Raw genomic sequence first — 21,333 nt, forward strand, 5'->3', positions numbered from 1 at the left:
GATTGTCATTGTTTTGAAAATAAAAAAGTCTTCCCTGCGGAAGACTTTTTAAATATGATTTGCAAAACTTGTATTAAGCTACTGCTTTCTTTACGAGGTCTGCTGCTTCGCTTAACTGGATGGCACTTTGTACTTTCAGTCCGCTTTCATCAATCAGCTTTTTAGCTTCTTCTGCATTGGTGCCCTGTAAACGAACAATAATTGGAACAGGAATATTGCCGATAGACTTATAAGCTTCAATTACTCCGGCAGCCACACGGTCGCAACGAACAATACCACCAAAGATGTTGATAAGGATTGCTTTTACATTGGGATCTTTCAAAATGATTTTGAAACCCGCTTCCACTGTTTGTGCATTGGCTGTACCGCCCACATCCAGGAAGTTGGCAGGCTGCCCGCCACTTAACTGAATCATATCCATGGTTGCCATGGCCAGGCCGGCGCCGTTTACCATGCACCCCACATTGCCATCTAACTTAATAAAGTTGAGATTATGATTGCCTGCTTCTACTTCAGTAGGATCTTCTTCTGATGTATCACGCATGTTAGCAATATCAGGATGACGCATCAATGCATTGTCATCAATATTCATCTTACAATCCACAGCAATGATTTTATCATCAGCCGCTTTAAACAAAGGATTAATTTCAAGCATACCGCAATCTAAACTTACGTATGCATTATATAGATTCGTTACAAACTTCACACAGTTTTTAAATGCTTCTCCGCTTAAGCCGAGATTGAAAGCAATTTTACGTGCCTGGAAACCTTGCAGCGGTCCACCAGGATGTACCCATTCTTTAAATATTTTTTCAGGCGTATCATGTGCCACATCTTCAATATTCATTCCGCCTTCGGTACTGTACATGATTACATTTTGCTTTTTGGTACGATCCAGCAAAATAGAAAGATAAAATTCTTTGCGCTCACTGGGTCCATCGTAGTACATATCCTGTGCTACCAGAATTTTGTTAACCACTTTACCGGCAGGGCCTGTTTGGATGGTTACCAATGTGCCTCCTAAAATGCCTTTGGCAAACTCCGTAACCTGGTCAATATTTTTTGCCACCTTCACGCCATTTACACCGGTTTCTTTAATTGCTCCTTTACCACGGCCGCCGGCATGAATCTGTGCTTTGATAACAGCAAAACTGTTACCAGTTTGTCCTTTAATCTGGCGGTAAGCTTCTTCTGCTTCGTGTACAGTACTGCAGGCAATACCTTCCTGTACCGGCACATTGTATTTCTTTAAAAGTTCCTTGGCTTGATACTCGTGGAGGTTCATATGGAAAAAATTTCGGCGAAGATAGGGAAGATGCTGTTTTGGAAGACAATGCTTTTACAATGTTCCGGTTAAAATATTGCTGTTTTCTGTTTGATCTGCATCTTTATCAGGGGCATTAAATTGTTATGTTGAACCTGCAGGGCGAACAGGCAAATGAGCGCTACACAGCAATTCAAAACAACTATATTTGTCGCCTTAATCTTTACTATGAGTGATATTCTTAAAAAGATCGGAGAAACGGTTGATTTTATCCGCCGTCATTATAATGAACCCTCGCAGGTAGGTGTGGTTTTGGGCAGTGGCCTCGGGCATTTTACAGATGAACTGCAGGTGCAAAAGGAAATCAGTTATAATGATATCCCGCATTTCCCCGTTTCAACCGTTGAAGGACATAAAGGCAAATTGGTTTTCGGAAAGCTTGGCAATAAGAATGTTGTAGTAATGGCCGGCCGTTTTCATTATTACGAGGGTTATAGCATTGAAGATGTAGTATATCCTATCCGTGTGATGAAATACCTGGGTATTGAAACCCTGATCTTAAGTAATGCCGCCGGTGGTGTGAACCCTGCTTTTAATGTGGGTGATTTGATGATCATAACTGATCACATCAGCCAGTTCAGCATCAATCCGCTCATTGGTAAAAACGAACCTCAATTCGGTACCCGTTTCCCTGATATGAGTGAGCCGTACAAAAAAGAACTCATCAGCAAAGCAAAAGCCATCGCTGCTGATTTAAAAATTGTAGTAAGAGAAGGAATTTACCTGAGTGTAACAGGCCCCACTTTTGAAACAAGGGCTGAATATAAAATGATTCATGTGCTGGGTGCTGATGCAGTGGGTATGAGTACCGTGCCGGAAGTAATTGTGGCCCGTCATATGGATATTCCTGTTTTTGCCATGAGTGTGATTACAGATTTGGGCATCCGTGAAGAAGAAAATGTGATTACACATGAAGAAGTGCTGGAAGCAGCACAGGCAGCGGAACCAAAGATGACGGCCATTGTTAAACATCTGGTACAGCAACTTTAAGAAGCTGTTTGGAAGCACAACAATGAATTCAACTATTTTTACAGCATCATTCACTTGGTCGGTGTCTTCACCGACCAAGTAGTTTAAGCAAGTACAGATTCAGATGATCCGCATTTTTTATTTAATGATTCTTATTGCTGCAACTGTTTCAGTTGTGGCACAACGCCCCGGTGGCCCGGGCGGCGGACGTAACCTGCTGCAGAATATGCCCAGCGGATTTGGCAGTTCACTTGGTGGCAGGGGAGGTGGATTTGGTGGTGGAAGTTCAGGTCCGTTCAAGGATTCATTGATACACCGTACCGGATTGGAAGATTCTGCAACCATTGCTTACCGCTATTTAGATACCGCCCGTTTTTATTTTCTTGACTCGAGTGTGAATGATTTCAGCCGTCGCTGGTATTTACCATGGACGCATGTTTTTTTAGGGAATACCGGAAGTGCTTCCCGTTCTCTCTTGTTTCAGCCTAACCTGCAGGCAGGATGGGATCATGGAATGCATGCATATGATGCGTACATACAAAAAATTCCGGAAGTAAAATTTTACAATACCACACGACCTTATACACAATTAGTATATGTGCTGGGCAGTAAAGCGGAGCAAAATATTACCGTATTTCATACACAAAACATCCGCTACAACTGGAACTTTGCTTTTAAATACAATCTCATCAATGCACCGGGTGTGTTCAGAAACCAATTGAACAACCACAATAATTATCTTTTTAACAGTTGGTATATCTCTCCAAAGAAAAGATACACGGCTTTCTTTATTCTTTCTGCCAGCAAGTTAGCAGCCAGTGAAAATGGCGGTATCAGCAGTAATCGGTTCTTAGACAGTTTACCGGCTTTCGGTAATCGTTTAAATATTCCTACCAACCTGGGCGGAGGTGCAGTTGGTATACAGGCTTTGTTTGGCAATACAGTCAATACCGGTAACCGTTACAACGTTACCAATTGGCTGCTGCGTCAGCATTACGATGTAGGTAAAAAGGATTCTATAATTACCGATTCCAATGTGATGTATCTCTTTTTTCCGAGACTACGTTTTCAACACACATTACAATACAACCGCTACCAGTTTGAATATAATGATGTAAAAGTTGATACTGCCGGTTACCGTAAACTGTATGGGTTAACAGATCTTCCTTCAAAGTTCGGTATCAAAGATTTCTGGCAGATACTGGATAATGAACTGGCTTTGTATTCTTTCCCTGATATCAAAAATCAACAACAGTACTTAAAGGTTGCAGCAGGCTATCAGAACCTGCGTGCAGATTTTGGAGTGAACACTACCAACTTTAATAATCTGTATCTGAAAGGAGAATACCGTAACCGCACTAAAAATAAAAAGTGGGATATGGAACTGGCCGGCACCTTTTTCTCAGCCGGAGAATATGCAGGCGATTACCAGGTAAGTGCCTCACTGCAAAGACTCATTGGAAATAAACTGGGCTTTCTTACACTTAGTTTTACCAATGTAAACCGAACTCCTTCTTTTGTACATAACGATCTCAGCAATTTTAAACGACTCAATATCGGTAACACAGATTTCAACAAAGAAAATACTACAGTAGCCGGTGTTCAATATGATTTGCCGCAAAAGCAATTGAGTTTAGGTGCCAAATATTTCCTTGCCGGGAATTATATCTATTTTAAAAGCATTTCCCAAGCGGAGCAGGAAGGCACACTCTTTAATGTGCTGCAATTATCTGCCCAGAAAAAATTCCGTTTGAGTAAACGCTGGAACTGGTATGCTGAGGCTTTTGCACAACAGGCTACTCCTAATGCGCCGGTAAACCTGCCCCTGCTCTTTACCCGTAACCGACTTGCATATGAAGGAAAAATGTTTAAGAATTTAAACCTGAGCACAGGCCTCGAGTTACGTTATCACACACCGTTTAAAGCAGATGGTTATTCACCTGTTCTGGGTCAGTTTTATTTGCAAAATGATACTACTATCAGCAATTTGCCTGATATAGCTGCTTTTCTTCATTTCAGGATCCGGAGCTTTTATATGTTCATTAGAGCTGAAAACCTGAACAGTATGCAGGTTTCGCCATCCTTTGGGTTCTTTAATAACAACCTGGTAACTCCTTCCCAGCCGATGCCCGGCTTTTTTATACGTTTTGGCATCTTTTGGGGCTTTGTTAACTAAGTTTAGGTTTTGTGACTTGTTTGCGGAGAATCTGCATTCTATCTTTGTAGTCATTATGCTGAAGAAGTTATTGATAGCATTTATTGCGATGTTTTACCTTGCCGTAAGCAGTGGTATGGCTGTAAACATCCATTATTGCATGGGTAAAATTTCTTCTGTTACGTTTGGCTATGAAAACGATGATAATGACGAAACCTGTGGCAAATGTGGAATGAATCAATCTGAAAGTCATTGTTGTAATGATGAGATTCAGTTTATTAAACTTACTGATGTGCAGCAGGGTTTTAAGGAATCAGCATCGATGGCGCCATTTACTTTTTCAAGTCCCGTGACAATTATCTCTCTCCAGCAATCTTTACAAGGTTGTTCTAAAGAATTACAAAATACTTACTTTGAACCGCCACCTCTTGTTCTCAACAAAGTTTACCGGGCGGTAAATGTTTTCAGAATTTAAGAATCAGTTCGTTGTTGCTTCAATAAACAACATTGATATGCGTTACTCATTTGAGTAACTTTGTATACATCTTGAATCGTATAAATCGGTTCCGGGTTATACCAAAGGAACATAATGATCATTAAAAATTCAAAACCAAAATACATTTTATGAAAACGTTTCAAATTTTATTTGCCTGCTTCTTTTTAATGGCAGGTGTTGCCAATGCACAAAAAGCAAGTGTAAAAACTTCATCTTTTAAAGTGTGGGGTAATTGTGGTATGTGTAAAACCACTATTGAAGGCGCTGCAAAAAACAGCGGGGCATCTTATGCCAACTGGGATATGAACTCCAAACTGTTAACCGTAAAGTACGCAGCTTCTAAAACAAATGAAGATAAAATTCAGAAAGGCATTGCTGATGCCGGTTATGACAATGTAAAATATACAGCGCCTGAAGCCGCTTATGATGGATTGCATGAATGCTGCAAGTACGACCGTAAAGCAGCTGATGTAAATTCAAAAGGCGATAAGGGTACAAAAGATGCCTGCTGTATGAAAGATGGAAAATGTGAAGGTGGTAAAGACTGCTGCAAAAAAACTGAAGGTAAAAGTGATTGTTGTGCAAGCGGTAAGTGTGCAGAAAAAGGCGGCTGCTGTGCAGATATGAAGTGTGAGAAAGGCGAAGGCTGCTGCAAGAAAGATGGCGCTACTGCAAAAGCAGATTGTTGTAAAGGTGGCTCCTGCAGCCATAAATAATTTTTTGAGTGAAGCGGACGCTCCGCTTCACTCATTTTTTTATCTATTAAATAGTGTGGTATGAAATATATTTTTCTGGTGTTTTTGTTTTTTAGTACATCCGTTAATGCACAATTTAAAAGTGCCCGCTTACAGGCATTGGGTTTAACCTGTGCTATGTGCAGCAACTCAATTACCAAGTCGCTCAAGACAATTCCCTTTATTGAAACAGTAGATGTAGATCTGAAAAATACCAGCTATGATTTAAAGTTTAAAGATGGTTCCGATGTGGATTTTGATATGATCCGTAAAAAAGTAGAAAGTGCCGGTTTTTCGGTGGGTATGCTGGTTGTATCAGCTGAGTTTAAAGAGGTAGCCATTAAAAATGATGCGTTGGTAATGGTAGGCGGACAGCTGCTGCATTTTGTTTCAGTAAAAGACCAGGTATTAAATGGTGAAAAGAGTTTTCAGATCATCAATAAATTTTTTGTTCCGCTGAAAGAAGCAAAGAAATATACTTCACTAAGCAAAAGTGAATTGCTCAAAACGGAAAAAGCAGGTGCTCAAGGAAAAGGTCTTGGTGCAGATGCATCCGCACGTGTATTTAATGTGACTATTTAAACGGTGCATGGCTGCGCCAGAATATTATTGTATGCTTCGTTTATCTTCAATCATCCTTTTAATATTTGCCTGTACTTCACTAAGTGCACAGGAGTTATATGTGTTTACAAATCCTGCTTCAAATATTCCGGGCAAAGCGCTGGTAGCCAAGCTTAGCAGTAAAAGCATGGTTTCGTATCACAATAATCAACGGGAATACCGGGTGGCTCCAGAGTTGCAGGCGGGTATTACTAAAAATTTAATGGTGGCAGGCGGTGTTAGTTTCTCTAATATGTTTTTTGATGATGCCATGCGTTTTGAAAGCGCCCGATTATATACCAAATACCGTTTCTACAGCAATGATGCGGCACACCGGCATTTTCGTGCTGCGGTTTTTGCACAAGGTGCGTGGAGTAACAATCCTTTAGTGTACCAGGAGCTGAACCTTGATGGCGACAACAGTGGTCTTCAGATAGGTGTAGTAGGCACGCAACTGGTCAATAAATTTGCTGTATCAGGTGGCGTTAGTTATGTAAGGCAATTGGAGAAAGCAAACAAGATTGAATTTTTCAGAGGCTTTTCTGATGAAGCCGTGCAATATAACCTGTCCATGGGTTACCTGCTGTTTCCCCGCAGTTATGAAAGTATTTCTCAAACAAACCTGAATTTGTATTGTGAGTTTCTTGGCCAAAAAAATACAGATCTTGATGTTGGCTTCCTGGATATTGCTCCTGCATTACAGTTGATTTTTAACAGCCGTGCAAGACTCAACATGGGGGCACGTTTTCAGTTAAAAGGAACAACACACCGCATGGCAGACCGTTCAGTGTTTTTAAGTCTTGAATATTATTTTTTAAATGCAATTAAATAGTGGTGATTCGCAGATTACTTTTCTTCATCTTGTCTTTATTTCAAAAAAAGAACTGCTGTAAATAACGGAGTACAGAAACCTTAGCTTTGTAAACGATGTTCAAAAAGCATGGTATTACAAAGGCTATCTGGCTCATTTCACTTGTAAGTTTACTTACTGATGTGGCCAGCGAAATGCTCTATCCTGTAATGCCCGTTTATCTCAAAACAGTAGGGTATTCCGTTTTTTTAATTGGCGTGCTGGAAGGTTTTGCAGAAGCCATTGCCGGTTTCAGTAAAAGTTATTTCGGCAGGTGGAGCGATGCTTCGGGTAAACGATTGCCTTTTGTACGTTGGGGCTATTTACTCAGCGCTGTTTCAAAACCCATGCTGGCGGTAACGGCACAATGGTGGTGGGTTTTTTTATCAAGATTTTTAGACCGTACCGGTAAAGGCATACGAACAGCACCAAGGGATGCTATGCTCAATGCTGCCTCCAATCATAACAACAAAGCAAGTGTGTTTGGTTTTCACCGTATGATGGATACAACAGGTGCTGTATTGGGCCCGGCCATTGCATTATTGTTTTTGTACTTATACCCCGGAAGTTATCAACTGTTGTTTATACTTGCTTTTATACCGGGTATGCTGGCAGTTGGCGTTACCGTACTGCTGAAAGAACAAAACAAAGCGGCGGCTGCAAAAAGAATCCCACCATTTCATCAAACATTTACTTATTGGAAAAAAGCCCCGGCTTCTTATGAAAAGCTCCTGGTTACTTTGATATTGTTTGCACTCATTAACAGCTCAGATGTATTTCTTTTGCTCAGGATTAAAGAAGCTGGTGTAAGTGATACCGCAGTAATCGGTATGTATATTTTTTACAACCTTGTTTATGCTATGGCTGCATTTCCGCTTGGTAAAGCTGCTGACCGTTTCGGGATGAAAACGATTTTTCTCGCAGGGCTTGTTTTATATGCAGCTACCTACGCCGGCTTTGCATTTGCAGCTTCACATCTGCATTTTGTACTATTGTTTTTATGTTATGGATTGTATGCAGCGGCTACTGAAGGTGTAGCCAAAGCATGGATCAGTACACTGGTTCCGGCCGGTGAAAATGCTTCTGCTATCGGGTTTTATACCGGCTTACAAAGTGTTGCCGCCCTTACCGCCAGCACACTTGCAGGTTTTATATGGATGAATGCAGGTTCTGTTTATGTTTTTGTTCCGGTGGCGGTGGCTGCCATTTTGATTGCGCTGTGGCTGCAATTCAGTTTCCGTTCCCCGGTTGAATCCCCCCGGTAACTCATTCTGCTGGTAAAAATATTTTGCTTTACTGAATTATTTTCTAAATTTGTCTAAATAAAAATTTAGACAAGTCTAAAAAATGAAACAGGTTTTACTTTTATGTTTATTGATGCTCAGTTGTTGTGTAGCTTCAGCACAACAGTTGGTACGTGGTGTAGTGATTAACCGTTTCACAGAAGAGCCTGTGGCTTTTGCCACCCTGCACATTTCCAAAGGGCATAAACATGTAACTACAGATGGAAGGGGAGCTTTTGAATTGTTACTTCAGGATGATAGTCTACAGGAACTCCGGGTTTCAGCTACCGGCTATAAAACAGAAATGATCCGCTTTTCCATAACAAAATCTTTTCTTGAAATACCGTTAGCTCCTGTTGATAAACAACTGGAGGAAGTAGTGGTGAGTGGTACACTTAAAAGTATACATCGCTCTTCCAGTCCCTTACCTGTAGAAACTTATCCTGCACGCTTTTTTAAACGTACTGCCAATAACAACCTGTTTGATGCATTAAGTATGATTAATGGTGTACAGCCGCAACTTACCTGTAATGTTTGCAATACAGGTGCCATTCAGATCAATGGTTTGGAAGGGCCTTATACAATGGTGTTGATTGATGGGATGCCTGTGGTGAGTTCTTTATCATCTGTTTATGGTTTTATGGGCATTCCCAATTCCATCATCAAGCGAATCGAAGTAGTGAAAGGGCCTGCGTCAACTTTATATGGAAGTGAGGCATTGGCAGGTGTCATCAATATCATTACGAAAGATCCGGCCACAAAAAATGAAATCAACGCCGGTACTACTGTTTCTTCCTATGGCGAAGTGAATACTGATTTTGCTGCCAATCTTCGGTTCAAAAAAGCAAGTGCTTTATGGGGAGTGAATCATTTTATGTTTCAAAACCGATGGGATGTAAATGGAGATGGTTTTACAGATGCGGCACTTCAAAACAGGATTTCAGTTTTTAATAAATGGAGTTTTCAAAGAAACAATCAACTGCCGGCTACTATTGCTGCACGCTATGTTTATGAAGACAGGTGGGGTGGTCAACTGCAATGGCAAAAAAAATACAGGGGTGGAAATGAAGTTTATGGTGAAAGCATTTACACCAATCGCCTGGAACTGTTAGGCACTTATGGTTTTAAGATAGGCAATGAACAAATTACGGCTGATTATTCTTACAACTTTCATCACCAGAATTCTTATTACGGTACAACTTATTATTCTGCCAATCAACATGTGGCATTTGCACAGGTACGGTGGAATAAACAAGTCAAAAATCATGAGCTGCTCTTAGGTGTACCGCTACGTATGAACCGTTATGATGATGCTACTGCTGCTACTCAAAAACCTGATGGAACCAATCTGCCTGCTGTTACCCGTTCTGTAGGTTTGTTTGTACAGGATGAGTGGAAGCTGATGCAGCAGATGACCTTACTTGCCGGAATGCGTTATGAACATACCAATCAACATGGTGCTGTTTTTTCACCGAGGGTGAGCTTAAAACTGCAAGCTGCGGAAAATCAAACGATCCGTTTAACCGGTGGAAACGGATTCAGAGTGGTGAACCTGTTTACAGAAGATCATGCAGCACTTACAGGAGCCAGAACTGTGATTATCAAAAATCAATTAAAGCCGGAGCGTAGCTGGAATGCAAATATTAACTGGCTTTCGCATTATCATGCAGGCAACGGATTACTTACCATTGATGCCAACTTGTTTTATACTTATTTCACGAATCGTATTGTTGCTGATTATTTCGTAAATCCTGAGTGGATTGTGTATGATAACCTGAGCGGGCATTCTGTTTCAAAAGGTATATCCGCTACGCTGGACTACAATACAGGAAAAGGGTTACGCATCAATGTAGGAGCCACCTTTATGAACGTTTATACTGTAAATGAACAAAAAGAAAAGGAACAGCAGGTATTCGCTCCTTCTTTTACAGCAAACTATGGAATAGGGTATACCATTCAACCATGGCGCTTAACGATTGACTTTACCGGTCGCACACAAGGGCCCATGCGTTTGCCTATTCTTCCAAATGATTACCGGCCTGAATATTCCCCGGTATATTCATTACTCAACCTTCAATTTGCAAAAAAGATAAAAGCAAATGCAGAATGTATGTTTGGTATTCAAAACCTGTTGAACTTTTTACCTACAGATCCCATTATGCGTCCCTTTGATCCTTTTGACAAAACGGTGGATGATCCCGTAGCAAATCCGTTTGGATATACATTTGATCCATCGTACAATTATGCACCCATGATGAAACGTCGTGTGGTAATTGGGCTTCGCTGGACGTTTAACTAAATCGTTTTATAACGAGTAAGCAAGACTTTTGATTATAGTTTCAATTACATCCGTTCCGGTACTTTAATACCTAATAACTGCATGGCGCCTGCAATAACATTGGCGGTGAAACTGCAAAGCAATAAACGTAATTGTTTTTTGTCGGCTGATTCTGCATTCATTACCGAATGTTCTGTGTAAAATGAATTGTATGTTTTTGCCAGGTGATATACATAATTGGCAATATGTGACGGGTCATGTTCTTTACAGGCCTGTTCAATTACTGCCGGGTAATTTTCAAGCTCAATCAGTAGCTCTTTTTCCAGTGGAAGCAGGTTTGCTGAAACTGTTGTAGTATCTGTTGCTTTTTCTTTTCTTAAGATTGATTTGATTCTTGCATGGGTGTACTGGATAAAAGGTCCGGTGTGTCCATGAAAGTCGATAGACTCTTCCGGGTTAAAGATCATTTTCTTTTTAGGATCCACACGCAGCAAATAATATTTCAACGCACCCAGGCTGAGAGTTTGATAGAGTTCTTTTAATTCTTCCTCAGTAAAATCTTTTACTTTACCCAGTTCTTCTGTTTTCTGTTTGGCTACCTGCTCCATTTCATCCAGTAAATCATCTGCATCCACTACAGTTCCTTCCCTGCTTTTCATTTTGCCGGTAGGTAATTCCACCATACCATAGCTTAAATGATAAATACCATCTGCATAGGACAATCCCAGTTTTTTACAAATGAGCTGCAGCACTTTCATATGATAATTCTGTTCATCACCAATCACATAAATACTTTCATCCATTTTAAATTCTTCATATTTCTGCTGCGCCAACCCGATATCCTGGGTGATGTACACGGAAGTGCCATCTTTCCTTTGCACTATTTTTTTATCCAATCCATCTGCAGTTAAGTCAATCCATACACTACCATCTTCTTTTTGCACAAATACATTTTTCTGTAAACCTTCCTCTACCGTTTTTTTACCCAGCAGGTAGGTATTGCTTTCATAATACATTTTATCAAAATCAGATCCGATGCGCAGATAGGTTGTATCAAAGCCGGCATAAACCCAACTGTTCATTTCTTTCCACAACTCTATTACTTCGGGTTTGCCTGCTTCCCAGTCCAATAACATCTGCTGCGTTGCTTTCATGATGGGGGCTTCTTTTTCAGCAGTTGCTTTATCCATACCGCCTGCTATCAATGCATCAACCTGTTTCTTATATTCATCGTTAAACTTAACATAGTAGTCTCCCACAAAGTGATCGCCTTTAGTATTAGTGCTGCCAGGGGTAGCACCGTTAGCAAACAACTGCCATGCAATCATGCTCTTGCAGATATGAATGCCTCTGTCGTTTACAATGCAGGTTTTGGCGATATCATAGCCATTGGCTTTATAAATTTCGGCAATGCTCCAGCCAAGAAAATTATTTCGCAGGTGACCAAGATGCAGGGGCTTATTGGTATTGGGGCTGGAATATTCTACCATTACTTTTTGGTGCTTTACATCGCCTTTACCAAAACAGATGTCGTTATGGTTTTTAGTGAGTACGCTTATCCAGTAAACATCGGCCACCACAAGATTGAGAAATCCTTTAATAAGGTTGAATGATGTAAACAGATGAGTGTTTTGCTCTAAAAGATAGTTGCCTAATTCATTACCCAGCAGTTCAGGGCTTTTGCCAATAGGTTTGAGCAAGCTAAACAGTACAATTGTATAATCACCCTCAAATTCGGGCTTGGTTTTATTGATCTGGAAATCTTTAGCAGTAAACGTTTTGCCATACAATTGTTCCAATGCGTTAATCGTTGCCGTTTGTATCTGTTGCTGAATACCCATAGTTTATATTGAGCCGCAAAAATAGAATAAAAAAAGCTGCTTCGGGAGCAACTTTCAAACTGAGTTATTTAATGAATTAACCACCAACTCTGAATTGAAAATTTCCATTACCGCCACGCATCATTTCACTTTGGGGTTTGATATCGTAACCTTTTGGTATTTCAAATACTTTGTCATCAATCTTGGCATTTTTATCAATCTTGGTTACCTCGTAAAATATCTTCATTCCATTACGCTGCACCATTTCCATTTCCATGGGAAAACCTTTCAGTTTGTTAATGCCGGGCACTTCTGAACGCATCATGCCGCTCATGCGCATGCCTTCTCCCATTTTAAATTCAGGTGTGTACCAGAGTTGTTGTTGTATTTCTTCACCCTTAGAGTTTTTATAACGTATTACGGCTTTGTAACAGGTAAAACCGGCAATAACTTTTGAATCGCTCAGGTATTCAATAAATGTTTCGGGTTTGTAGGCTTGTATTTTGGTTTTACCAGAGTCTGCACCAGCCATCAGTTTTTTCATCTCCTCTTCATTACTGTAAAAGCCCATTTTTTTGCCCATCATTTCCATGAGGGTGGTAGTGGTTTTTGTATCAGCATGATAATAGCTGTAGTTTTTTCCCATGCCCATATCATTCTCCGTCTTCATGTTCCCGTTTTTGAAAAACATCCTGGATTTCATATCCAGATCTCCGAAACGCATCACATTACCACCTCCGTCAGGTGAGGGTGGCGCATCACTTTCCGGTGGAGTAATACGCATTCGCATTTCAATAATGCCTTCCGTTAAAACTTCCTGGCTGAAGGCCGTAGCAAAACAGGTGATAAGGAAAAATGTGTTGATTATTTTTTTCATAAACAAAATTTGAGCAATGAAATTACGATCGCATTCGTAATTAGCTTATTCCGTTCATCCTTTTTGCGGTTCTTTAACTAAAAATTTCCAACGGAGGCTATAAAAAAATGAAGGGCTGATGAAAATCAGCCCCGTAACCTAAACCAACTGTATATGTATGAGAAAAAAGTTATTGGTTAATCATTTGATCCAATTGTTGATCTGCCTGTACTGCACCTTTTGTTAAGCTCTGCAGATTTACAAAAGTGGCATCCATCTGCTTGTCTGCAGCACGTGCAGCTTCTGGTGAAATGTTTTTGATGCTGTTTGCAGAAAACATTACATCCATTGCAGCATCAGCTTCGCTCAACTGTGGAGTCATGTTCTTTTTAAATGCAACAACCAGGTTCTTCATTTCCAGTTCATCATTGATTGCCACATCCATACCGGCATCAGCTGATTCCATTTCAGTAGCTAAATTGCTGCTGAAGTTGGCAAATAAGGTATTGCTGTAAAAAACACCGTTCATTGCATTGTCAGCATTTTCCAGCTCCATGCTCATTGATTTTCCAAAAGCTACAGCCATCTTATGTGCCATACGCTCAGCGGTTCTGAAATTGGCGTCCATATTCTTGTCGGCCTTTTTCACCAGTTCACTTTTAGTGGGGTTGAGTGCAGCAATGCGGCTGTTCATGTTTGTAAGAACTTCTTTATTGCGCAGACCGTTTTTAAAGGCGGAGTCACCGGCACGGCTGGTATCTTCAGTGGTAAAACTCATACCAACTGTAGCCATAAGCATCAAGGCAACACCAGCTAACAGGCTGGAAACCAAGTTCTTATTTTTCATTTTGAGTGTTCCGTTCATTTCGGAGTTCACTTTCAAATTTGTTCTCATCGTTTTGATGTTTTTAGTTTTTTATATCGTCCCTTTCGGGGCTTTTAATCTCATTGACATAACAAAGATACTATCAAGAGCAGGTACTTTGCAATACATAATACCTTGTTTGGCTCTATAACTTGATGAGTGGTAATTTTTGATTTTTACCGGCATCAAGCCTTTGTTTTGGTTTCGAATCGTTTGTTTTTGGATGCCCTTTTACTAGTTCTTGCAGTTTAACAGGGATTGAGTCGAAGTAAACTGACTAAGGCGGGGTTTCATTAACCAGGTCTTAGATTAGGTGTTGAGGGCACCTTTTTTGATTTGCGATGCAAAGATACAACAGGTAGTGTTATCAAAAAACAAATTTTCAAAAAATTTTGAAAATTGTAAAGTTTTTGACATTTCAGCCTGTCAGAGCATTTGTCATATCATCAAAGAACTTACATATGAATAGACGCAGCAAGGTGATTTTTGTTACATCTGTTACACAAAGCTAAACTGCTTTTTGGGGCGAAAGGAGGTAAAACAGGATGGAAGGACGCAATGAAAAGTTAACAGAAAAGCACTGCTTATTAACGGGGCAAATGCTTTCATGAATGGTGTTTTTGGGCAGATGAACTGTAATACCCGAAAGCGGTGATTAGGATGAATGGTTTTCAGGAAGCTTTAGCAGCACCGGGCTCAACTTTTTGGCAAGCCAGCTGTCTTTGATGGGGATCATCCAGTTATTTTCCAGTTCCTTTTTAGTAAGTACTGTATTATTATAATATATGGTATCCGGGTTAATAAAGCCGTTCTCAACAGCATACTGCAATTGGCCCAGGGGCAGGAGCTGAACTTTATCTTTTATGATGAAAGCCAGGTTCTGGCGGTCGAACATGGATACCTTATATAATTGTTCTATTTCCTTGATCAGCCGCACACTGCTGTCAGTACTGCAGCCGCTTACCCCGGTTGCACGTTCATCGGCCATCAAAACAATGAATTGACCGAAGAAAAGCGTTCCGAAACCTTTCACCGGCGTACCATGACTCTTCCAATTAGCCACAAAGTGATTAAGTAAATCTTCAATCTGCAGGGCTTCACTCATGGTAAAAAGACGGCTGCTTTGGTAAATCCACACACGGGACTCAGGAGCAAAATCAGCGGGCAATAAATGTTTATATTCCAGGTTCATGCTCTAAAAAGGTATTTGCACCATGCAAAGATAGTTAACTGTGTAGTTGCAAGCTAAATATGAATGCTTTGATGCAATGGGATGAAAATTGTTGCGGAAATTAATCCATGAACTATTGAACAGAAGGCACAGCTACTTTGGTATGTTATTTTTTTCTTTACGGGAGTTCCTGTAATTACGAAATGCTTCAAAACCTGCAAATGAAATACCCAGCACAACAATCACTAAAATGTATAAGGGCCAATTGGGCAATAAAGAGGATGTTGACTTGCCGGATAAATAGTTCACCAACCATTGTATTGCAAAAAATACCAGGAAGATGATTCCGCATAGCAGTGAAATAAAGAAAGCAACACCTGCATAATGTAACAATGCCTGAGAAGTTGAGCTGAATTGAGGCAGATTTTCTTTTTCTGCTTTTTGTGTTGACGAGCGCCAGTTTTCGCTATCAAGCAGACCCAGTACAAGTGCAAAAGTTACATAGCGTAAAAGACTTAAGCGGAGAACACGTAAAAGGGAAACATCTCCTTCAATCCAGTCAATGATCAGCCGGATAATGATAAATACCAACAGAAACAAGACTGTTCGTTGTATAAAATTGCGCCAGTTAAACCGGGTTAATAACTTTTTCATTGATTGGTTGAAGCGTTCTGCAAAATTCTAATTGATGTTTGCCGCAACAATTTCAGCAATATCCAGCACTTGCATGCTTTCCTCTTTTTCAGCCACTTTTACGCCGTCGGTCATCATCGTATTGCAAAAAGGGCAGGCCGCTGCAATAATGCCCGCACCGGTAGCGATGGCTTCATTGGTTCGCTCCCAATTCACACGGGTGCTTCCTTTTTCTTCTTCTTTAAACATTTGTGCACCACCGGCGCCGCAACATAAACCGTTACTGCGGCAGCGTTTCATTTCCACCAGTTCAGCATCCAGTGCTTCCAGTACTTTACGGGGTGCCTCATAAATATCATTGGTGCGGCCGAGGTAACAACTATCGTGGTACGTAATTTTTTTGCCTTTAAAACTTCCACTTTCTTTCATCTTTACTTTTCCTTCATCAATGAGTTGTTGTAATAAAGTAGTATGATGAATTACTTCATAGTTTCCTCCTAAGGCCGGGTATTCATTTTTTAAGGTGTTAAAACAATGCGGGCAGGTGGTTACAATTTTTTTGATGCCATAGTTATTTAGCACCTGGATATTATTGTAAGCCATCATCTGAAACAGAAATTCATTACCGGCACGTCGGGCCGGGTCGCCGGTGCACATTTCTTCTTTTCCAAGTATAGCAAACTTAATTTCTGCTTTTTCCAGTATGGTGGCAAATGCCTTGGTAATCTTTTGCGCCCGTTGGTCAAAGCTTCCGGCACAACCCACCCAGAACAGTACGTCAATTGTTTCGCCAGTAGACATAATTTCTGCCATTGAAGGAATTCGCATAGTTTCAGAATTTGTTCCAAAACTATGGCAAATGAACTAAAAACCTGTTTGTTGAACTCACTTATTAAGGCAGCGTTTATCTTTGAGCCACATGCTTAAGAAATTTATTGAACGATTGACAAATTGGGAACTCTGGCCTTTTGCCGTACTGTATTTTCCATTGAGCTTTTTCTGGATTGGCTATATGTTGCGGAGCCGAGCTGTTTGGTTTTTTACACCTTCCAATCCCACCATTGCATTTGGCGGTTTTGAAGGAGAGGGTAAAAAGGAAATGTACGACCAGTTACCGCCGCATACCATTCCCCGTACCATTTATATTATGCATGACCTGCCTTTTGATGAAGTGCTGGAACGAATTGCAGATGCCGGATTTGCCTATCCATTTATTGTAAAGCCAGATATAGGCATGAAAGGGATTCTGTTTCGGAAAATTGATAATGAAGAACAATTACGCAAATATCATGAACGTATTCCGGTAGAGTACATTGTACAGGATTTGATTGAACTGCCTGTGGAAGTAAGTGTGTTTTACTACCGGCATCCGGCGCAACAAACAGGAACCGTAAGCGGCTTTATTTTAAAAGAGTTGTTGCATGTGGTGGGCGATGGAACTTCAACATTAGAACAACTCATTCAAAACCATCCCAGGGCCAAACACCGGTATGATGAAATGCTGCACCGGCATGGTCATCGGTTTGACCGGGTTATTGAAAAAGATCACATTTTTTATTTATCATATGCAGGTAATCATAACAGGGGAGCACACTTCACAAACCTCAAACATGAAATAGATGAGCGCCTGTGCCGGGTATTTGATGAGTTAAGCTTATACTCCAAACATTTTTATTACGGACGGTATGATATTAAAACCACCAGCCTTGAGGATTTGAAAGCTGGAAAGAATTTTTTGATCCTCGAGTACAATGGCTGCGGTGCGGAGCCCAACCATATTTACGATTGTAACATGAAGCTATGGGATGCCTACCGGGAAATTCTAAGGCACTGGAAAGCTCTTTATGAAATCAGCAAATACAATCATCGGAACGGATATCCGTACTGGAGTTTTAAAAAAGGATATGATTTTATTAAAACATCTCAACAACATTTCAAACTGCTCGAAAAATTTGATTAATTTAGGTGTAATATTACGCTGTGAGCGGTGATCAGAAATTCCTCTTACTACGTAATTACAATTATTCACTATGAGCGGCGACCAAAAATTCTTCTTAATACGTAATTACAATTTGTGGGCCCATATTTCAGATGAGGAGTATGAAGAGCTGAACCTGGTGCATCATTTTATTGAAGCACCTAAAGGTGAGTATGTTTACTTTGACAACCATAATCACAATAAGCTTTATTTCTTAAAAGGCGGCACCATCAAGATCGGTCATATTGATAATGACGGTAAAGAAGTGATTAAAGAAATTATAAGAGAAGGAGAAGTGTTTGGTCAATTTACGCTGGAACGTAACAATTTAAATGGCGAGTTTGCACAGGCTTATAAATCAGATGTTTCGCTCTGTGCTTTTAATATTGATGATTTTGAAAAGCTGTTAAAGAAAAAACCTGAGCTGGCTTTTCATTTCAGTAAGCAGGTAGGGCAAAAATTACACCGTTTGCAAAACCGCCTGCTCAACCTGCTCAATAAAGATGTAAAAACAAGATTGGTGCATTTTTTAATCATGCTCGCACAGGAAGAAGGTGAAACAGAGAACAACGACACCTATACGATTCACAATTTTCTTACTCATGAAGATATGGCTCAGTTGATCGCCAGCAGCAGGCAAACAGTTACCACCATGCTTAATGAACTGGAAAGCGATGGATTGGTAACGGTTAACAGACAATTGATAAAAATCCACTCTGTTAAAAATCTCCAAAAGGCGGTGGGTGTCTTTTAGCTGACAGACAACAGGTATCAGCAGGTGTAGCTTTGTTTCATCAATCAAAAAAAATGAAACAACTATTTGTCATCTCTTTACTGCTCGTTTCCGGTTTCGCATTTGCACAGGATCAACAGCGTGTACAGCAATTCAATCTTGAAAAAGGGGTAGCCGTTAAAGGTTATGATCCCGTTGCTTATTTCACACAAAATAAAGCCGTTAAAGGAAAAGCACAATTTGCAGTGATTCACTTGGGCGTGAAATACTATTTTTCTTCCAATGATAATAAAGAAGAGTTTAAAAAGAACCCGGCTAAATATGAGCCGCAATACGGCGGATGGTGTGCTTATGCGATGGGTGAAACAGGCGAGAAGGTAGATTTTGATCCTGAAACCTTCAAGATTCTAAACGGAAAGCTCTATTTGTTTTACAATAAGTTTTTCAACAACACTTTGCCAAAGTGGAATAAGGATGAAGCCAATCTGAAAACGAAGGCCGATGTAAACTGGAAAAAATTTTATCATCTCTAAGCACCAAACATGAAATTTTTTGTCACATTTTTATTAGTACTGGCTGCTGTTTCATTACAGGCACAAAAAACAGAAGTATTTGCTCCCTCCGGTATTGCCTTGAATGGTTATGACGTGGTAGCGTTTTATGAGAACAAGGCAGTGAAGGGAAGTGATTCAATTACTACAGAGTGGAAAGGGGTAAAGTGGTATTTCAGCAGCCAGGCTAATAAAAACAGCTTTCTGCAAAAGCCGCAGCAATATGAACCACAGTTTGGGGGCTGGTGTGCTTATGGTGCTTCCCGTGGTTATAAAGCACCCACTGAGGCAGCTACCTATGCCATCATCAACAATAAGCTTTACTTCAACTACAATATGAAAGTAAAAGAACTGTGGGAGAAAAACCGGCAGGCATATATTGATTCAGCCAATGTAAAATGGCCTTCTTTTAAAAACAAGTAAACTTTATAACCAAAACCAACGTATATGAAATCTCAACAAATACTTCTTTGGGTGTTGCGCATTCTTGCGGCGCTCATCATGGTACAATCATTGTTCTTTAAGTTTTCAGCCAGTGAAGAATCTGTGTATATTTTTACAACAGTGGGTATGGAGCCATGGGGCCGTATTGCTACCGGAACAGCAGAATTGATAGCAGCCATTTTACTACTCTGGCCAAAAACAACCGTGTGGGGCGCTGTTCTTGCAGCCGGAGTTATGAGTGGTGCTATTTTCTTTCATCTTACTTCACTGGGTATTGTTGTAAAAGAAGATGGCGGGCAATTGTTTATATATGCCCTGATCGTTTTTATTGCGTCGCTTATTCTTATCTGGTACCATAAAGAACAACTTTTCTGTTTCTTCAAAAAAATGCTGCCAGCTAAAGCGTCATAACATATTATTTAACGAAATGTATTTATCAGAATGAAATACCTGATTGTCTTTTTAGTCTTCCTTTGTCAAACAGCAGTTGCTCAGACGTATTCACCGGTAGATGCAGGTGATGCTGTACAGTTCCGGATCAAAAATCTTGGTTTTGACGTAAACGGCAGTTTCCGTGGATTAAAAGGAAAAATTCTTTTTACAGCCGATAATCTGTCTGCATGCAATATTGATGTTACCATTGATGCCGCAACCGTTAATACCGATAATTCCACCCGTGATAAACACCTGCGGGGGAAAGATTACTTTGATGTAACTGCTAATCCTCAAATAAAAATAACTTCTGAAAGGGTTGCAAAATCCGTTACCCCCGGTTACTACGTATTTTTTGGAAAGCTCAGTATGAAAGGAGTGGTGCAAAACATCAGTTTTCCGTTTAAAGCCACTGAGGAGAGCGGGGGCATCCGTTTTACGGGAACCTTTTCTATAAAAAGGAGAGATTTTGGAGTAGGTGGCCGAAATACTATTTCGAATGATGTGGATATTAAACTGAATGTATTAACCAAAAAACTTTAATTTTAATTACAACAGATTATCTATGTCACTTTTCAGTTCCATCAAAGAATCATTCACACAATTAAACGTAGCGCTGGACAGTATTGATGAGTATGAATATACACTTCCTTCTCCTCTTTTAAGTAATGCTACTATTGGTCAGCATACCCGTCATATCATTGAATTGTATCAATGCCTGTTGAACGGATATGAAGCGGGATTGGTTTGTTACGACCACCGGAAACGGGATGTTGCCATTGAAACAAATAAAACACTGGCACAACGTTTAATGGTTGAAATTACACAGCAAACGGAGCGACCCAATAAAGAAATGCAATTGAAAGCAATATACGGTGATGCAACAGCGGAGGAGTTGAATGTAAATACCAATTACTACCGTGAACTGGCTTACAACCTGGAGCATACCATTCATCATATGGCTTTAATTAAGGTGGGATTGAAAGAACTGAACAAAGCAGCAGTGAGTGATAGCTTTGGCGTTGCATCATCCACCACAAGACATCGTCAACATTAATATGCCGCTTAAAAATTCTATGAAGAAGAAGTTTCATATGGCGGTATGATTCGTTTCCGATTCTGCGAGCTTAAAAAATGAGATAAAGATTCAATAACTTTTGT

Annotated in this window: 22 protein-coding genes; 15 read left to right on the forward strand and 7 right to left on the reverse strand. The window is 40.2% G+C overall.

Features of this window, described 5'->3' with window-relative positions; all coding sequences use genetic code 11:
- Positions 1-73: 73 nt before the first annotated feature.
- A complete protein-coding gene (sucC, locus tag PDL71_RS06570) occupies positions 74-1,285 on the reverse strand; it encodes an ADP-forming succinate--CoA ligase subunit beta (RefSeq protein ID WP_407527031.1) in 1,212 nt (403 codons plus the stop codon).
- Between the two features lie 207 nt (positions 1,286-1,492).
- Here sucC and PDL71_RS06575 point away from each other — a divergent pair, with 207 nt between their 5' ends.
- From PDL71_RS06575 to PDL71_RS06610, 8 genes are all read left to right on the forward strand, one after another.
- Positions 1,493-2,314: a purine-nucleoside phosphorylase gene (locus tag PDL71_RS06575; RefSeq protein WP_407527034.1), complete on the forward strand. Its 822-nt coding sequence runs from the start codon at positions 1,493-1,495 to the stop codon at positions 2,312-2,314.
- A gap of 103 nt (positions 2,315-2,417) precedes the next feature.
- Complete coding sequence (locus PDL71_RS06580; RefSeq protein ID WP_407527037.1) at positions 2,418-4,469, forward strand: putative porin; 2,052 nt, start codon at positions 2,418-2,420, stop codon at positions 4,467-4,469.
- A gap of 55 nt (positions 4,470-4,524) precedes the next feature.
- Positions 4,525-4,923 carry an HYC_CC_PP family protein gene (locus PDL71_RS06585; protein ID WP_407527039.1) on the forward strand — a complete coding sequence of 133 codons (399 nt, stop codon included), beginning with the start codon at positions 4,525-4,527 and terminating at the stop codon, positions 4,921-4,923.
- A gap of 149 nt (positions 4,924-5,072) precedes the next feature.
- The gene (locus PDL71_RS06590; protein ID WP_407527042.1) at positions 5,073-5,660 is read left to right on the forward strand and encodes a heavy-metal-associated domain-containing protein; all 588 of its coding nucleotides are present in this window, start codon (positions 5,073-5,075) and stop codon (positions 5,658-5,660) included.
- 60 nt (positions 5,661-5,720) lie between these two features.
- Positions 5,721-6,260 (forward strand): heavy-metal-associated domain-containing protein, encoded by a 540-nt coding sequence (locus PDL71_RS06595; RefSeq protein ID WP_407527045.1) that lies wholly within the window; start codon positions 5,721-5,723, stop codon positions 6,258-6,260.
- Positions 6,261-6,291: 31 nt separating this feature from the next.
- The gene (locus PDL71_RS06600; RefSeq protein WP_407527049.1) at positions 6,292-7,110 is read left to right on the forward strand and encodes a hypothetical protein; all 819 of its coding nucleotides are present in this window, start codon (positions 6,292-6,294) and stop codon (positions 7,108-7,110) included.
- Between the two features lie 95 nt (positions 7,111-7,205).
- Complete coding sequence (locus PDL71_RS06605; protein ID WP_407527052.1) at positions 7,206-8,393, forward strand: MFS transporter; 1,188 nt, start codon at positions 7,206-7,208, stop codon at positions 8,391-8,393.
- A gap of 82 nt (positions 8,394-8,475) precedes the next feature.
- Positions 8,476-10,710, forward strand: coding sequence for a TonB-dependent receptor (locus PDL71_RS06610; protein ID WP_407527054.1), 2,235 nt, complete (start codon positions 8,476-8,478; stop codon positions 10,708-10,710).
- 44 nt (positions 10,711-10,754) lie between these two features.
- Here the strand turns inward: PDL71_RS06610 and argS are convergent, their stop codons facing one another.
- From argS to PDL71_RS06640, 6 genes are all read right to left on the reverse strand, one after another.
- Positions 10,755-12,530, reverse strand: a complete 1,776-nt coding sequence (gene argS / locus PDL71_RS06615) for an arginine--tRNA ligase (RefSeq protein ID WP_407527057.1) — start codon at positions 12,528-12,530, stop codon at positions 10,755-10,757.
- A 76-nt stretch (positions 12,531-12,606) separates the two neighbouring features.
- Positions 12,607-13,386 carry a hypothetical protein gene (locus PDL71_RS06620; protein WP_407527059.1) on the reverse strand — a complete coding sequence of 260 codons (780 nt, stop codon included), beginning with the start codon at positions 13,384-13,386 and terminating at the stop codon, positions 12,607-12,609.
- Between the two features lie 169 nt (positions 13,387-13,555).
- A complete protein-coding gene (locus PDL71_RS06625; protein ID WP_407527062.1) occupies positions 13,556-14,260 on the reverse strand; it encodes a hypothetical protein in 705 nt (234 codons plus the stop codon).
- Positions 14,261-14,885: 625 nt separating this feature from the next.
- Entirely contained in the window at positions 14,886-15,422 is a 537-nt protein-coding gene (locus PDL71_RS06630; protein WP_407527064.1) for a hypothetical protein, read from the reverse strand.
- A gap of 132 nt (positions 15,423-15,554) precedes the next feature.
- Positions 15,555-16,055, reverse strand: a complete 501-nt coding sequence (locus PDL71_RS06635; protein ID WP_407527067.1) for a hypothetical protein — start codon at positions 16,053-16,055, stop codon at positions 15,555-15,557.
- Positions 16,056-16,082: 27 nt separating this feature from the next.
- Positions 16,083-16,862: a (Fe-S)-binding protein gene (locus PDL71_RS06640; RefSeq protein ID WP_407527069.1), complete on the reverse strand. Its 780-nt coding sequence runs from the start codon at positions 16,860-16,862 to the stop codon at positions 16,083-16,085.
- Between the two features lie 91 nt (positions 16,863-16,953).
- On the opposite strand from PDL71_RS06640, the gene PDL71_RS06645 reads away from it, so the two are divergent.
- The 7 genes from PDL71_RS06645 (at position 16,954) to PDL71_RS06675 (ending at position 21,229) form a co-directional block, all read left to right on the forward strand.
- Positions 16,954-17,994, forward strand: coding sequence for a hypothetical protein (locus tag PDL71_RS06645; protein ID WP_407527072.1), 1,041 nt, complete (start codon positions 16,954-16,956; stop codon positions 17,992-17,994).
- Positions 17,995-18,064: 70 nt separating this feature from the next.
- A complete protein-coding gene (locus tag PDL71_RS06650; RefSeq protein WP_407527074.1) occupies positions 18,065-18,766 on the forward strand; it encodes a Crp/Fnr family transcriptional regulator in 702 nt (233 codons plus the stop codon).
- 53 nt (positions 18,767-18,819) lie between these two features.
- The gene (locus PDL71_RS06655; protein WP_407527076.1) at positions 18,820-19,278 is read left to right on the forward strand and encodes a YHS domain-containing (seleno)protein; all 459 of its coding nucleotides are present in this window, start codon (positions 18,820-18,822) and stop codon (positions 19,276-19,278) included.
- 9 nt (positions 19,279-19,287) lie between these two features.
- A complete protein-coding gene (locus tag PDL71_RS06660) occupies positions 19,288-19,719 on the forward strand; it encodes a YHS domain-containing (seleno)protein (RefSeq protein WP_407527079.1) in 432 nt (143 codons plus the stop codon).
- A 24-nt stretch (positions 19,720-19,743) separates the two neighbouring features.
- Positions 19,744-20,151: a DoxX family protein gene (locus tag PDL71_RS06665; RefSeq protein WP_407527082.1), complete on the forward strand. Its 408-nt coding sequence runs from the start codon at positions 19,744-19,746 to the stop codon at positions 20,149-20,151.
- A 30-nt stretch (positions 20,152-20,181) separates the two neighbouring features.
- Positions 20,182-20,715 (forward strand): YceI family protein, encoded by a 534-nt coding sequence (locus PDL71_RS06670; protein ID WP_407527084.1) that lies wholly within the window; start codon positions 20,182-20,184, stop codon positions 20,713-20,715.
- A 22-nt stretch (positions 20,716-20,737) separates the two neighbouring features.
- Positions 20,738-21,229 carry a hypothetical protein gene (locus PDL71_RS06675; protein WP_407527087.1) on the forward strand — a complete coding sequence of 164 codons (492 nt, stop codon included), beginning with the start codon at positions 20,738-20,740 and terminating at the stop codon, positions 21,227-21,229.
- Positions 21,230-21,333: the final 104 nt, after the last annotated feature.

Origin of the sequence: Lacibacter sp. MH-610 (assembly GCF_045780045.1) — a bacterium.
Lineage (GTDB): Bacteria > Bacteroidota > Bacteroidia > Chitinophagales > Chitinophagaceae > Lacibacter.

Coding starts and splice junctions, on each gene's coding strand:
- sucC (WP_407527031.1), bottom strand. CDS start 1,285: ATGAACCTCCACGAGTATCAAGCCAAGGAACTTTTAAAGAAATACAAT.
- PDL71_RS06575 (WP_407527034.1), top strand. CDS start 1,493: ATGAGTGATATTCTTAAAAAGATCGGAGAAACGGTTGATTTTATCCGC.
- PDL71_RS06580 (WP_407527037.1), top strand. CDS start 2,418: ATGATCCGCATTTTTTATTTAATGATTCTTATTGCTGCAACTGTTTCA.
- PDL71_RS06585 (WP_407527039.1), top strand. CDS start 4,525: ATGCTGAAGAAGTTATTGATAGCATTTATTGCGATGTTTTACCTTGCC.
- PDL71_RS06590 (WP_407527042.1), top strand. CDS start 5,073: ATGAAAACGTTTCAAATTTTATTTGCCTGCTTCTTTTTAATGGCAGGT.
- PDL71_RS06595 (WP_407527045.1), top strand. CDS start 5,721: ATGAAATATATTTTTCTGGTGTTTTTGTTTTTTAGTACATCCGTTAAT.
- PDL71_RS06600 (WP_407527049.1), top strand. CDS start 6,292: ATGCTTCGTTTATCTTCAATCATCCTTTTAATATTTGCCTGTACTTCA.
- PDL71_RS06605 (WP_407527052.1), top strand. CDS start 7,206: ATGTTCAAAAAGCATGGTATTACAAAGGCTATCTGGCTCATTTCACTT.
- PDL71_RS06610 (WP_407527054.1), top strand. CDS start 8,476: ATGAAACAGGTTTTACTTTTATGTTTATTGATGCTCAGTTGTTGTGTA.
- argS (WP_407527057.1), bottom strand. CDS start 12,530: ATGGGTATTCAGCAACAGATACAAACGGCAACGATTAACGCATTGGAA.
- PDL71_RS06620 (WP_407527059.1), bottom strand. CDS start 13,386: ATGAAAAAAATAATCAACACATTTTTCCTTATCACCTGTTTTGCTACG.
- PDL71_RS06625 (WP_407527062.1), bottom strand. CDS start 14,260: ATGAGAACAAATTTGAAAGTGAACTCCGAAATGAACGGAACACTCAAA.
- PDL71_RS06630 (WP_407527064.1), bottom strand. CDS start 15,422: ATGAACCTGGAATATAAACATTTATTGCCCGCTGATTTTGCTCCTGAG.
- PDL71_RS06635 (WP_407527067.1), bottom strand. CDS start 16,055: ATGAAAAAGTTATTAACCCGGTTTAACTGGCGCAATTTTATACAACGA.
- PDL71_RS06640 (WP_407527069.1), bottom strand. CDS start 16,862: ATGCGAATTCCTTCAATGGCAGAAATTATGTCTACTGGCGAAACAATT.
- PDL71_RS06645 (WP_407527072.1), top strand. CDS start 16,954: ATGCTTAAGAAATTTATTGAACGATTGACAAATTGGGAACTCTGGCCT.
- PDL71_RS06650 (WP_407527074.1), top strand. CDS start 18,065: ATGAGCGGCGACCAAAAATTCTTCTTAATACGTAATTACAATTTGTGG.
- PDL71_RS06655 (WP_407527076.1), top strand. CDS start 18,820: ATGAAACAACTATTTGTCATCTCTTTACTGCTCGTTTCCGGTTTCGCA.
- PDL71_RS06660 (WP_407527079.1), top strand. CDS start 19,288: ATGAAATTTTTTGTCACATTTTTATTAGTACTGGCTGCTGTTTCATTA.
- PDL71_RS06665 (WP_407527082.1), top strand. CDS start 19,744: ATGAAATCTCAACAAATACTTCTTTGGGTGTTGCGCATTCTTGCGGCG.
- PDL71_RS06670 (WP_407527084.1), top strand. CDS start 20,182: ATGAAATACCTGATTGTCTTTTTAGTCTTCCTTTGTCAAACAGCAGTT.
- PDL71_RS06675 (WP_407527087.1), top strand. CDS start 20,738: ATGTCACTTTTCAGTTCCATCAAAGAATCATTCACACAATTAAACGTA.